This window comes from Curtobacterium sp. PhB146 (assembly GCF_004342995.1).
In the GTDB taxonomy this organism is placed as follows: domain Bacteria; phylum Actinomycetota; class Actinomycetes; order Actinomycetales; family Microbacteriaceae; genus Curtobacterium.
In genome coordinates, this window is sequence record NZ_SMBN01000006.1 from 65642 (window position 1) to 78756 (window position 13115).

General features: G+C 71.6%; 12 protein-coding genes. 6 read left to right on the forward strand and 6 right to left on the reverse strand.

Annotation, left to right across the window (positions count from 1 at the left end):
* Positions 1-27: 27 nt before the first annotated feature.
* Positions 28-846: a helix-turn-helix transcriptional regulator gene (locus EDF33_RS17940; RefSeq protein ID WP_165918874.1), complete on the forward strand. Its 819-nt coding sequence runs from the start codon at positions 28-30 to the stop codon at positions 844-846.
* Positions 847-858: 12 nt separating this feature from the next.
* Here the strand turns inward: EDF33_RS17940 and EDF33_RS17945 are convergent, their stop codons facing one another.
* The gene (locus tag EDF33_RS17945; RefSeq protein WP_123340134.1) at positions 859-1179 is read right to left on the reverse strand and encodes a hypothetical protein; all 321 of its coding nucleotides are present in this window, start codon (positions 1177-1179) and stop codon (positions 859-861) included.
* 151 nt (positions 1180-1330) lie between these two features.
* Here EDF33_RS17945 and EDF33_RS17950 point away from each other — a divergent pair, with 151 nt between their 5' ends.
* On the forward strand, positions 1331-2536 hold the full coding sequence (locus EDF33_RS17950) for a GAF domain-containing SpoIIE family protein phosphatase (protein WP_131880731.1): 1206 nt from the start codon (positions 1331-1333) through the stop codon (positions 2534-2536).
* Between the two features lie 211 nt (positions 2537-2747).
* On the opposite strand, the gene EDF33_RS17955 is transcribed toward EDF33_RS17950, so the two are convergent.
* Together EDF33_RS17955 and purD are read right to left on the reverse strand one after the other, a co-directional pair.
* Positions 2748-3617: a phosphoribosylaminoimidazolesuccinocarboxamide synthase gene (locus EDF33_RS17955; RefSeq protein WP_131880733.1), complete on the reverse strand. Its 870-nt coding sequence runs from the start codon at positions 3615-3617 to the stop codon at positions 2748-2750.
* Positions 3614-4882: a phosphoribosylamine--glycine ligase gene (gene purD / locus EDF33_RS17960; protein WP_131880735.1), complete on the reverse strand. Its 1269-nt coding sequence runs from the start codon at positions 4880-4882 to the stop codon at positions 3614-3616. Before purD ends, EDF33_RS17955 begins: the two co-directional genes overlap by 4 nt.
* Positions 4883-4939: 57 nt before the next feature.
* Here purD and EDF33_RS17965 point away from each other — a divergent pair, with 57 nt between their 5' ends.
* Positions 4940-5302: a sterol carrier family protein gene (locus EDF33_RS17965; RefSeq protein ID WP_131846930.1), complete on the forward strand. Its 363-nt coding sequence runs from the start codon at positions 4940-4942 to the stop codon at positions 5300-5302.
* Between the two features lie 222 nt (positions 5303-5524).
* Here the strand turns inward: EDF33_RS17965 and EDF33_RS17970 are convergent, their stop codons facing one another.
* On the reverse strand, positions 5525-8056 hold the full coding sequence (locus tag EDF33_RS17970) for a LuxR C-terminal-related transcriptional regulator (protein WP_131880736.1): 2532 nt from the start codon (positions 8054-8056) through the stop codon (positions 5525-5527).
* 162 nt (positions 8057-8218) lie between these two features.
* Between EDF33_RS17970 and EDF33_RS17975 the strand changes: the two genes are divergently transcribed.
* A complete protein-coding gene (locus tag EDF33_RS17975) occupies positions 8219-8614 on the forward strand; it encodes a hypothetical protein (protein WP_111085569.1) in 396 nt (131 codons plus the stop codon).
* A gap of 84 nt (positions 8615-8698) precedes the next feature.
* On the opposite strand, the gene purF is transcribed toward EDF33_RS17975, so the two are convergent.
* The gene (gene purF, locus EDF33_RS17980; RefSeq protein ID WP_111085568.1) at positions 8699-10156 is read right to left on the reverse strand and encodes an amidophosphoribosyltransferase; all 1458 of its coding nucleotides are present in this window, start codon (positions 10154-10156) and stop codon (positions 8699-8701) included.
* Positions 10157-10229: 73 nt separating this feature from the next.
* Here purF and purM point away from each other — a divergent pair, with 73 nt between their 5' ends.
* Positions 10230-11327, forward strand: a complete 1098-nt coding sequence (gene purM, locus EDF33_RS17985; protein WP_132100763.1) for a phosphoribosylformylglycinamidine cyclo-ligase — start codon at positions 10230-10232, stop codon at positions 11325-11327.
* 242 nt (positions 11328-11569) lie between these two features.
* Here the strand turns inward: purM and EDF33_RS17990 are convergent, their stop codons facing one another.
* Positions 11570-11788, reverse strand: coding sequence for a DUF3073 domain-containing protein (locus tag EDF33_RS17990; RefSeq protein WP_111085566.1), 219 nt, complete (start codon positions 11786-11788; stop codon positions 11570-11572).
* Between the two features lie 158 nt (positions 11789-11946).
* On the opposite strand from EDF33_RS17990, the gene EDF33_RS17995 reads away from it, so the two are divergent.
* Positions 11947-13062, forward strand: a complete 1116-nt coding sequence (locus tag EDF33_RS17995; protein ID WP_131880738.1) for an NAD(P)-binding domain-containing protein — start codon at positions 11947-11949, stop codon at positions 13060-13062.
* The last annotated feature ends 53 nt before the right edge of the window (positions 13063-13115 follow it).

A 13115-nucleotide genomic window follows, 5' to 3' on the forward strand; every position in this document is an offset into this window, starting at 1 on the left:
AGCGGAGGCACTGTTCCGATGGACGCTGTGCCCTTCGATTACGTGACCGGGGGTGACGCAGAGCTGTCGATCCGGCGCATCGGGACGCACGGACACCGCTCCGGCACGATCGGCCCCCGACCGGACCACGTGGTCTTCTGGCTCGCCGACGGCCGTGCCCGCCTGACCGCGGACGACGGCTCGAGCTGGGACGTCGGCGCCGAACGCCCGATGATGCTCTCCGCCTCGGTGGCGTACGGCTTCGACACCGACGCCACGGCGATGACCCTGCTGCACCTGTCGCCGGCGTTGCTCGGCGGACGCGACGGCGACGGCGGCGGCGACCGCCCATCGGCCGAGTTCCGGCAACCGGACGCCGCCGACCCTCGGATCGAACCCCTCCGAGCACTGCTCCGCGACGTCACCGGTCGCGTCCTCGACCCCGCGCTGCCGGTCGACGAGCGAGCCGCCCTGAACCGACGCATCGCGACGGTCGTGCTGTCGACGTTCTCGCCGTCACGGTCCGACGTCGAGCACCGGATGCGTCGTGCGATCCGCTTCGTGCACGACCAGGCCGACCAGCCGCTCTCGGTGGCCGACATCGCGGACTCGTGCGGCCTGAGTGAGCGCGGCGTGCAGGACCTCTTCCGCCGGCGGCTCGCGGTGACGCCGATGCAGTACCTGCGCGAGGTCCGGCTCGACCGGGTCCACCTCGAACTCGGCCGATCGCGTTCGGGCGGGCTGCTGGTGAGCGACGTCGCCCGGCGCTGGCAGTTCACGCACCTCGGTCGCTTCGCCGCCCACTACCGCGCACGCTTCGGCGAGCAGCCGCACGAGACGATCGCGCGGGGTCCCGGCGCAGTCTGAACCGACCCGCGCTCAGCAGCCCGTCGTCGTCAGGGTGACCGTCGCGACGGCGTCGTTCGTCACCGTCGTCGTCTGCGGGCACAGCGAGCCCGCGCGGACCGTCACCTTGCCGAGCGGGACGCCCGCGAAGTCCGCGGTGCCTCCGGGGAACACCCGCTGGTGCTCGGAGAGCTTGCCCGTCGACGCGAAGACCTTGACCTCGTACGGGTGGTCGGCGGCGTTGTCCGACACGGTGACCGAGACCTGGCCGGTCGAGTCGTGGGCGCCGCACCCCGCGAGCGTCACCAGAGCCGCCGCAGCGAGGGCGACAGCGGGCAGGACACGGCGGGACACGCGTCCAGGGTAGTCCGACGCCGGGCCGCGCCGGGTCGCGCCGATCCAGGGTCGACGGCCGAGCGCTCGGCGAGCCTGCCCCGCGGACTGGGGTGGTGCGTCCTCCGTAGTGGGGACAGGCCCTGTCCGGTTGGCGCGTTAGCGTGGGTGCATGCACTCGGAGACAGCGACGACCGTCCCAGTCACCGGCGCGACCGACGCCGTGCGCCGCGCAGCGCTGCTCGCCGCACTCGACGTGGTCGAGGGTGGCGCCGAAGAGCGCTTCGACCGGATCACGCGCATCGCGCGTGAAGCCCTCGGTGTCTCCGGCTCCTTCCTGAACCTGGCGGGCGAGACCTCGCTGACCATCAAGTCCCAGCAGAGCGACAGCCACTTCGGACCGGTCATCCCGCTGCAGGACACCTTCTGCGGGCGGACGCTGGGGGAGCGCGGCCCCGTGCTCGTGCCGGATGCGCGCATCGACGCCCGCTACTCCGACATGCCGATGGTCGTCGGCGACCCGAACGTGCGCTTCTACGCCGGGGTCCCGCTGCGGCTCGGCGACGACGACGTCAAGGTCGGCACGCTCTGCCTCATCGACCCGGAACCGCGGACCCTCGACGCCGACGAGGTCGCCCTGCTCCAGGAACTCGGTGTCTGGGCCGAGCGGGAACTGGCAGCCGGCGCCGACGAGGACCGCCTGCGGTCCGTGCTCGCGGGGCTCGAACCCGGCACGGTCGACGTGCCCGGCTACCGGATCGCCGGGCTGTCGGTGCCGCACGGCGTCGTCTCCGGCGACTTCCACGACTGGCACCGTTCGGGTGACGACGCCGTGCACCTGACCGTGGCGGACGTCATGGGCAAGGGCATGTCGGCTGGGCTGCTCGCCGCGAACATCCGCGGTGCACTGCTCGCCCGCGGCGACCTGGCACCCGACGTCGCCGTCGCCGAGCTCGAGGCGCAGGTCGCACCCGACCTCAGCCGCGCCGAGTCGTTCGCGACGATGTTCCACGGCCGGCTCACGCCCTCGACCGGCCGGATCGACTTCACCGACGCCGGACACGGACTCGTCCTGCAGCTCCGCGACGACGGCGCCGAGCGGATCCTGCGGTCGTCGGACCTGCCGATCGGGCTGCACCCCGCGGGCATCGAACGTGCCTCCGGGTCGCTCGTCATGCGCCCGGGCGACGTGGTCATCGTGGTCAGCGACGGCGCGCTCGAGCTGTGGGACTCCACGCTCGCGTCGCTGTCGCAGCTCGGGGAGCTCTACCGCGGCTCGCCGGACATCGCGACGTTCCTGCAGCGGGTGCGGTCACGTGCGGTCGACCACGACCCGGGCGACGACCTGACCGTCGTCGTGGTCGCGCGCGACCTCTGACGACGAGCCGTCGGCAGGTCGTCGGCAGGTCAGGACTGGTCGCTCGTCGACTGGTCACGACGTGCCGTCGGCGCGCCGCCGGACGGTCACGAACGGTCGGGTACCGGGGGCCTGAACGACGGCTCGTGACCGGTCGCCGGACGTGAGCGGGGTGTCGTGACCGGTCGGGGCCCGCTCGGGGTCCGCGCAGCAGGCCCGCAGCAGGAACCGACTAAGCGCCGAGGCGCTCGATGAGCTCCGCGTAGCGCGCGGCGGTGCGGGACACGATCGCCTCGGGCAGCACCGGGGGCGTGCCCTGGCGGTCCCAGTTGGCGCTGAGCCAGTCGCGCACGATCTGCTTATCGAAGGAGTCCGTCCGACCGTCGGCCCGGGCGTCCCAGTACCGGCTCGAGTCGCTGGTCAGGACCTCGTCCGCGATCCGGATCCGGCCGTCGGCGTCCTGCCCGAACTCGAACTTGGTGTCCGCGATCACGACGTCGCGCTCGAGGGCGATCGCCGCTGCCTCGGTGTACACGTGCAGCGACAGGTCGCGCAGGGTCGCCGCGACCTCGGCGCCGACCAGGTCGACGGTCTGCTCGTACGAGATGTTCTCGTCGTGCTCGCCCTGCGGTGCCTTGTAGGCGGGGGTGTAGATCGGCTCGGGCAACCGGTCGCCGTTCGACAGCCCCTGGGGCAGGGCGACGCCGCAGACGCTGCCGGACGCCTGGTACTCGGCCCAGCCGCTGCCGACCAGGTACCCGCGCACGACGCACTCGACGGGGAACATCTCGAGCGGCATGACGTGCATCGACCGCGACTCGACCTCGGCCGGCACGGGGGTGCCACCGGACGACGGGCCGATGATGTGGTTCGGCACGTCGCTCAGCTGCGTGAACCAGAAGCGCGACAGGCGGGTGAGTAGTTCGCCCTTGCCGGGGATCGGTGGCTCGAGGGCGAAGTCGTAGGCACTGACCCGGTCGGACGCCACGAGCAGCAGCTCGGACGCACTCTGGAGGTCGGCGGTACCGGTCGGCACGTAGAGCTCGCGGACCTTGCCCGACGAGACGTGGTCCCAGCCGGCGATCACGGGCGCGGCGCTCATCGGGTGACCTTCGCGGCGATGTCGGTGCGGTACTGCGCGCCCTGCAGGGTGATGTCGCCGAGACCCGCGTAGGCGCGCTCGCGCGCCTGGGCGAAGTCGGCTCCGGTCGCGACGACGCTGAGCACGCGACCGCCGGTGGCGACGAGCGTGTCGTCGAGCACCCCGGTGGCGGCGTGTGCGACGGAGACGCCGTCGCGGGCGTTCGCGGCGTCGATGCCGGTGATCGGACGGCCGGTCTGCGGGTTCTCCGGGTAGCCCTCGCTCGCGAGCACGACCGTGACGGCTGCATCCGGACGGAACGAGGGTGCCGGGGTCCCCCCGAGCTGGCCCGTCGCGGCGGCGAGCAGCAGTCCGCTCAGCGGCGTCGCCAGGCGGGGGAGGACGACCTGGGTCTCCGGGTCGCCGAAGCGGGCGTTGAACTCGATGACCCGGACGCCCTGCTCGGTGACGATGAGCCCGCAGTAGAGCAGCCCGACGAACGGGGTGCCCTCGTGCTCGAGGCGACGGACGGTGGGCAGCGCGACCAGCTCGGTGACCTCGTCGACGAAGGCCTGCTCGGACGCCCAACGATCGGCCAGCCACGGCAGCGGCGAGTACGCGCCCATGCCGCCGGTGTTCGGTCCGAGATCGCGGTCAGCCAGGCGCTTGTAGTCCTGCGCGGGGCTGAGCGGGCGGACGTCGTGGCCGTCGCTCAGGAAGAACAACGAGACCTCTTCGCCGTCGAGGAACTCCTCGACCACGACGTGCCCGTGCTGCAGCCAGTAGGTGGCGTGGTCGATCGCGGCCTGACGGTCCTCGGTCACGAGGACGCCCTTGCCCGCGGCCAGCCCGTCGGCCTTCACGACGTACGGTGCGCCGAGCTCGTCGATCGCGGCGATGGCCTCTTCCGCCGTGCCGGCGTACACCGGGCGGCCGGTGGGCACGTTCGCCTCGGACATGATGCGCTTCGCGAAGGCCTTCGAGCCCTCGAGCTGCGCGGCGGCCTTGCCCGGCCCGAAGACCGGGATGCCCCGGCTGCGGACGGGGTCGGCCACACCGGCGATGAGCGGCGCCTCGGGCCCGACGACGACCAGTTCGACGCCGTTCTCGATCGCGTACTCGGCGACGAGCGCGCCGTTGGTGGGGTCGAGGGAGACGGTCTCGACATCGGCGGCGATGCCGGCGTTGCCGGGAGCAGCCGTGATGACGTGGCCCGCCTGTTCAGCGAGGAGGGCCGTGATGATCGCGTGCTCGCGGGCACCGGAACCGAGGACGAGGATTCGCACCCGATCACCCTACCGATCAGGACTCTCCCGCCGCGAGGCGACGGCTAGCCTGTGGAGATGCCACCCAGGAGGATCGAGGACGCCGCCGGCCGCGCCGCACTGACCGCGGTGCAGCAGGGCGACACGGCACGGGCGACCGTCGCGACGGCCGTCCGGTGGACCCTGCAGCGCCTCGCCGACGACGTGCCGGGCAACAGCGTCGAGGTGCGGGTGCCGCCGTTCGCCGCGGTCCAGGCCGTCCCCGGCCCGCGCCACACCCGTGGCACGCCGCCGAACGTTGTCGAGACGGACGCCACGACCTGGCTCGCGCTCGCGACCGCTGAGCTGACCTGGGACGAAGCCGTCGCGCAGTCACGCGTCAGCGCTTCCGGCTCGCGTGCGGACCTGACGGCGTTCCTGCCGGTGCGGGTCGCGCTCTAGTCGCGTTCAGCACTACCTAGGCGGACGAACCGAATTAGGTAGTCCCTACCGATGCGGGCGCATGCACTGCGAACCTACGCTTGAAGTCGCCGGGATTCGGACCCGACCCGAACGGGTCCGAACCCGGCGACAGGGACCAAGGTACGCGATGTTCCACACAACGTGTCAACCGCCGCGGCGCGTCGTGCTGCAATGCGCAACGTTCTTGCGTCACGAGTGGACTCAGAAGAGTCCGGCGAGCTCCGAACGAGCATGCAGGTCCCACTTGCCGAACACGCGCGACAGGTGCGCGTCGATGGTCCGCGTCGAGAGCCCGAGCTCCTCGCCGATCAGGCGGTTGCTCAACCCCTGCGCCGCGAGCTCGGCGACCTGGTACTCGCGGTTCGTGAGCGGTGGTTTCGGCCGGCCGGCCGTGACCGCCATGCCGTGCGACGCGAGCGCCCCCTGCGCCGCGATCACCCGCGTCCGGTCGCGTGCGGTCAGGGCGTCGGCGTACTCGACGATCGCCGCGGCGAGCGGACCGTCGACCCGAGCCGCTGCCTCGCGCATGCGACCGAGCGAGGTACCAGTCTCGCGTCCGTTCAGCATGTCCATCGCGTAGTGCAGCGTCTGCGCGTACATGACGTGCGTCCACCCACCGCTCGCCGTCCCGCGGTCGATGATGTCGTCGGCGTGCCGGAGCCCGGCCGGGTTGCCGAGCACCGCCTCGGTCCAGGCGATCGTCACCGCGACCTGCTCGCCCGTGATCCGCATCGCCCGCTGCGGGGTGGCCCTCGCCCGGTCGAGCGCACGTGTCGCGTCCTCGGTTCGACCGGCGTAGGCGTACGCCATCGCGAGTCGTGCCCACGGGTAGGCCGCGAAGCCGCCGTGGTCCGCGACGTCGTACCGCTCGCAGGCAGCCGAGAACGCCGCGATCGCGTCGTCCCAGCGCCGTTGGCCGATGGCGAGGTTGCCGTCGCCGATGAGCTCGAGGGTGAAGTCGTACTTCAGGTACGGGTTCGACCGGCGGACCGGCACCTCGGTGAGCAGGTCGGCGAGGTCGCCGCGCCAGACCTGCACCTGGTGCAGCACTGAAAAGATCTCGCCGACGCTCCACGGTGCGTCCTCGAGGTGCTCGATCGCGGTGGCCAGTGCCCGGCGACCGAGGGCCGAGGCGTCGTCGAGCCGGCCGGCCGTGGCGAGCGCCATGATCGCGCAGGGGGCGACGCACAGGAACGCGAACGGGATGGTCGGGGCGTGCACGATGCCGCTGCGCTCGAGTTCGGCCCGCACCTCGTCGAACCGTCCGCCCCACCCGAGGTGTGCGAGTCGCAGCAGGCGGAGCCGTTCGACCGCGTCGCCGGACACCAGCCGGCTGGCGACGTCGGTGAGCGCGACCGCTGCCAGCACGTCGTCGTCGTGGAACTGCCGGATGTTGGCGAGGATCTCGCAGGCCTCGACCACGAGGGCGTCGTCCACCGTGCCAGGGTCCGCGCGGGCGACGGCCCAGGCAGCCTCGGCGTCGGCGCGACCGGCCTCGCGCCCGTCGGTGTACGAGTACGCCAGCGACCGCAGGCAGCGCGCGGCGACCTGCTCGTTCGGGTGCAGCGTCCGCCGGAGCGCTGCGGAGGCGAGGGCGATCGCGCTCTCGTGCTCCTGCAGCCGCACCGCGACCTGCGCCGCGTCGAGCAGCTGCTCGACCGGGGGCACGACACCGCAGTCGAGTGCCCAGAGCGCTGACCGCAACCGTGCGGCGGGCGGGGCGCCCTCGGGACTGTCGGTGCGGAAGGCGTTCGCGCGGGCGAAGAGTGCCGTGCGGCGGGCGACCGGTACCAGGCCGCGGATCACGTCGCCGACGAGCGGGTGCTGCGGACGGGCCACCGCGGCGCCGTCGTCGAGCGAGTCGATCCGGACCAGCCCGAGTGCGACCACGCGGTCGACGTCGCCGCCGCTGACCAGGCCGAGCAGCCGCGCGAGCGGGATGGGGTCGGCCAGTGCCACGATGTCGACGACGTCGCGCAGGTCCTCCGGCAACGAGCCGAGTTCCGTCCGGTACATGTCGGCGAGGCTGTTCGACGCCGTCACCCGGCCGCGCCAGTACCACCCGGACGCCGTGTGCTCGAGGGCACCCGAGGAGCGGGCGGCGCGGACGACCTCGCGCAGGTAGAGCGGGTTGCCGGCGGTCGCACGGTGCACCCGCTCGGCCGAGGCGTTCTCGAGCTGCGAGCCGAGCGCCTCGGCCACCAGGGCCGACGTCTCGCGCAGGGTGAGCGGCTCGAGGTCGATGCGCTCGAGCAGGTCGTCCTGCCACAGGGCGCGGAGCGGCTCCGGCAGCGCGGTGAAGTCACGGCAGGTCAGGACGAGCCGCGCACCCTGGTGCCGGACGAGCCACGCCACGTACCGGGCGGAGATCGCGTCGAGGTGGTCGGCGTCGTCGACGCGCAGCAGGACGTCGCGGTCCGCCAGGTCGGCGATCGCCCGGAGGCGCTGCTCGGCCCCGGCGTCGTCGGACAGTTCGGACAGGGTCGCCGGCAGCTCACCGAAGCGGTCCGAGATCGCGCCGAAGGGCATCGACCGCCCGGAGGCGACGGCGGTGATGGGCACCACGACCGTGCGCCCGGTGGCGTCCCGTCCGGCGACGCGGTCGGTGACGCGGGCGGCGACGGTGCTCTTGCCGAGACCCGGGGCGCCGACGAGCGCGACGCTCCACTGGTGCTCCGCGACGACGGACACGGCACGGTCCTCTTCGTGGCGCTGCATCACGGGCCAGGTCACGCGCGCCGGGGTGCTCGGGGTGCGACCTCGCCCCCGTACGGTCCGTTCTCGCATCCGTGTCACCTCCAGCCCTTGGGATACCAACGCGTACGGATCATCCTCTCCTGGATCGGACTGCGCGGACAGGCCGGGAGACGTCCCACAGTGGGGGACAATGGGTGGGTGAGCAACACCGATCGACCCGACGACCAGCCGGTCCCGGCCCCTGCGCCGAACGCCGTCTCCACCTCTGACGAGGTCACGATCCGTCGTGCCCCGAAGTTCGGGGTGTTCATCGTCGGCGGTGCGGTGCTCGGGTTCATCGCGACCCTGATCGTCGTCTCGCTCACCATGAACCTCGGTGGCCAGCAGGAGGAGTCGAGCTTCGGCAGCCTGGTGGGCTACTTCAGCCTGTGGGGCGTCACGATCGGTGCCTTCGTCGGCGCGGTCGTCGCCGTCGTGTTCGACCGGGTCTTCGCCCGGCGCGCGGCCCGCCTGACGGCGGAGCGTGTCGAGGTCGAGTTGCCGCCCGAGACGGTCGACGGCGAGATCGACGAGCACGGCGACCAGCGGCCGTAGCCGCAACCGTCTTCGGACAGGAGGCCCGTTGCCAGCTGGCAACGGGCCTCCTGTCCGTCCGTCTGGCTCCGTTTCGGACGCGACCTAGCTGAGCTGGTTCGCCTCGACCCAGGACAGGTACTCCGGGCTCACGGTGCCCGTGACGTACTCGCCCGTGAAGCAGCTCATCTCGAGGTCGGTCACGTCGGAGCCCTCGATGATGGCGTCCCGCATGTCGCCGATCTCCTGGTAGATCAGGTGATCGCTGCCGAGCACGCGGTTGATCTCCGGGATCTTCCGGTCGTGCGCGATGAGCTCGTCGCGCGTCGGCATGTTGATGCCGTACACGTGCGGGAACCGGACCGGGGGAGCGGCGCTCGTGAAGGTGACCTCGTTCGCACCGGCGGCGCGGGCCATCTCCACGATCTCCTTGCTCGTCGTGCCGCGCACGATCGAGTCGTCGACGATCAGGATGTTCTTGCCCTTGAACTCCGACGACATCGCGTTGAGCTTCTGCCGGACGGACCGCTTGCGCTCCGCCTGGCCCGGCATGATGAAGGTCCGGCCGACGTAGCGGTTCTTGTAGAAGCCCTCGCGGTACTCGATGCCGAGCTTCCGCGCGACCTGCATGGCGGCCGGTCGGGACGAGTCCGGGATCGGCATCACGACGTCGATGTCACCGGTCGGCGCGTACTGCTCGATGGTGTCCGCCAGCCGGTTGCCGAGGCGCAGGCGGGCGTCGTAGACCGAGATGCCGTTCATGACCGAGTCGGGACGGGCCAGGTACACGTACTCGAACGAGCACGGCACGAGCCGCGGGTTCTTCGCGCACTGCCGGGCGTGCATCTGCCCGTTCATCTCGATGAAGATCGCTTCGCCCGGGGCGACGTCGCGGACGATCTCGTAGCCGCCGGACTCGAGCACCAGCGACTCGCTCGCGACGACCCACTCGGGCTGGCCGGCCTCGTCGAACTTGTGGCCGAGGATGAGCGGCCGGATGCCGAACGGGTCGCGGAAGGCCAGGAGCCCGTGGCCGGCGATCGTGGCGATCGTGGCGTACGAGCCCTCGACCCGCTCGTGCACGCGCTCGACGGCGTCGAAGACCTGCCCGGGATCGAGGTCCGTGCCGCGGACCTGTCCCTGCAGCTCGTGCGCCAGCACGTTCACCAGGAGCTCGGTGTCCGACGTGGTGTTGAGGTGCCGACGGTCGATGTCGAACAGTTCACGCGTCAGTTCCCGCGTGTTGGTGAGGTTGCCGTTGTGGACGAGGACGATGCCGTACGGCGCGTTCACGTAGAACGGCTGCGCTTCTTCCTCGTTGCTCGCCGCGCCCTTGGTGGCGTAGCGCACGTGGCCGAGGCCCATGGTGCCGAGGAGGGCGCGCATGTCACGGGTTCGGAACGACTCCCGCACGTGGCCGCGGGTCTTGTGCATGTGGTGCACGTGACCCTCGACCGTGGCGATGCCCGTCGAGTCCTGCCCGCGGTGCTGCAGGAGGAGCAGTGCGTCGTAGATGGATTGGTTGGCGGGGCCCTGTGCAACGAGGCCGACGATGCCGCACATTCGCGGGTGTGCTCCAGACCGTAGAATCGGGGGGTACCGAACAAGTCTGCCATGTCACCGCGAAGGACTCCGCATGCCCAACCCGTACGCCGAAGCCGGAGTGGACACCGCTGCCGGTGACCTGGCCGTCGAACTCATGAAGTCCGCAGTCGCGGCGACGCACAACAGCCACGTGCTGGGCGGCGTGGGCGGCTTCGCCGGACTCTACGACGTGTCGTTCCTGAAGAACTTCTCACACCCGTTGCTCGCGACCTCGACCGACGGCGTCGGCACCAAGGTCGCCATCGCCCAGGCGATCGACAAGCACGACACCATCGGGCAGGACCTGGTCGGCATGGTCGTCGACGACATCGTGGTGGTCGGTGCGAAGCCGCTGTTCATGACCGACTACATCGCCTGCGGGCGCGTCGTGCCGAACCGCATCGCCGACATCGTCGCCGGGATCGCCCGCGGCTGCTCGGCGACGGGCACCGCGCTGGTCGGTGGCGAGACCGCCGAGCACCCCGGGCTGCTCGGCCCGGACGACTACGACGTGGCCGGCGCCGCGACCGGTGTCGTCGAGGCCGGTTCGCAGCTCGGTGCCCACCTGGTGCAGGACGGCGACGTCGTGCTCGCCATCGAGTCGTCCGGGCTGCACTCGAACGGGTACTCGCTCGTCCGGCACATCCTGGCGTCGCGCGGGGTCGGGTACACCGACCAGCTGGCCGAGTTCGGCGGCGTCTCGGTCGGCGAAGCCCTGCTCGAGCCCACCCGCCTGTACACGACGCCGCTGCTGGAGCTGCTCGAGCAGCACCCGGGCGCCGTGCACTCCCTGTCGCACGTGACCGGTGGTGGCATCGCGGCGAACCTGGCGCGCGTGCTGCCCGTCGGCTCGTGGATCGAGGTCGACCGCTCGACCTGGCAGCCGCTTCCGGTCTTCCGCGTGCTCGCCGACATGGCCGGCACGCCGATCGAGGACACCGAGGGCACCTGGAACCTGGGCATCGGCATGTTCGCCGTGGTGTCCGCCAGCGCCGCGGTGGACGTCATCGAGTCGCTCGGCGTGGCCGGGATGCCCGCGTGGCCCGTCGGCACGATCGCCACGTCGGCCCGCGACCTGACCGGCTTCGAGCAGGGCGCCAAGGGCGTCGACGGCGGTGCCGTGCGGCTCGTCGGGAGCTACGCCGCCTGAGCGAGCCGGCCACGCCCGTCACGCAGGCCGCGTGGCGGGCGTTCGTCGTGCCTCCAGGCCGCACGACCTGCCGTCAGGTGTCCGCCGAGTGGTCACGAAGTGCCGCTCGGTCCGGCCGCGGGCGGCACTTCGTGACCACTCGGCGTTCCCCGCGTGGGGAGTCGTGACCGGTCCGCGTCATCCGCGTGGGCACGCAGAAACGCCGCGCTGCCCGGAGGCGCGCGGCGTGACGGCTGTGCCGGTCAGGCGGACTTGTTCTGGTCCGCTTCGGTCTCGAACTCGTCGGATTCGTCTGCCGCTTCGGGACCGTACTGGTCCGCCCAGCGGTCGACGAGATCGTCATCGGAGTGTTGTCCGGCGGAGAGCTCCTGCTCGAGTGCACCGTAGTTCGTCTGCGGGCTGAAGTACTTCAGCTCACGGGCGACCTTGGTGTGCTTCGCCTTTTGACGGCCGCGCCCCATGCGTGACCCCCTCGTTCGGCTCTGGTCCGGTCCTGGCGAATGACGGAAGATCACTCGGGGAACCAGACGGTTCGTGGTTTGAAATCTGCCGATCACTCTACCATGTACCTCGATCTGGACGTCGCCGCGACGGCTCCGCGCACAGGAGAATCGAAGTGATGACCGAACCCCTCGAGAACCCAGCCGACCAGTCCGCCCGTGTCGTCGTCATCGGTGCGGGGCAGGCCGGACTGTCGGTGGGATACCACCTGCGCCGGCTGGGGCTCGTGCCCGGCACCGACCTGGTGCTGCTCGATCGTGCCCCGAGCACGGGCGGCGCCTGGCAGTTCCGGTGGGAGGCCCTGCGCCTCGGCGCGGCGCACCGCGTGCACGACCTGCCGGGGATGCGGGCGATGGGGCTGCAGTTCGACGACGCCGATCGGTCACGACCCGCCCGGGACGTCGTGGGGGAGTACTACCGGCGGTTCGAGCAGCACTACGACCTGCGGGTCCGGCGTCCGGTCTCGGTGCCGTCGGTCTCGCGCACCGCAGACGGCCGACTGTGCGTCACGACCCGCTCCGCCGACGGCACCGAGACCCGGATCCGCGCCGACGTCGTGGTGAACGCATCGGGCACGTGGGGCACGCCGTTCGTGCCGTGGTACCCGGGCCGAGGCGCGTTCCGCGGACGACAGCTCGACACGACCGAGTACCGCAGCGCCGCGGAGTTCGCCCGGCAGGACGTCGTCGTGGTCGGCGGCGGGACGAGTGCCATCGGATTCCTGCTCGAACTCGACGGCGTCGCCCGGTCGACCCACTGGTTCACCCGACGGCCGACGGTGTGGGCGGACTCGTCGTCGCTCGACCTCGAGTCGGCGGTCGCAGCGGTCGACGAGCAGGACCGGGCGGCCCGTGCCGGCGAGGTGCTGCCGAGCATCGTGAGCGGCACGGGCGTGCCGGTCTCGCGGCGGATCCGCGCGGGCATCGACCGCGGGGTGCTTCGCGACCAGCCGATGTTCACCAGGATGGACGAGACCGGCGTGGTGACGGCCGACGGCGCGCACGTGCACGCCGACGCGGTGCTCTGGGCGACCGGGTTCCGGGCCGACCTGCGGCACCTCGCGCCGCTGCACCTGCGGACCGCGGCCGGCGGGGTCGTCGTGGCGGACGGGCGCTCGGTCGACGAGCCGCGGTTGTTCCTGGCGGGCTACGGGCCGCAGGCGTCGACGATCGGGGCGAACCGGGCCGGACGGCTCATCGCCCGCCAGGTGATGGACGTGCTCGCCGCCGCGTGAGCCGCTCCGCCTGGTGCGAGGTTGACCACCCGGTGCGAGGTTCTTTCGGCGCA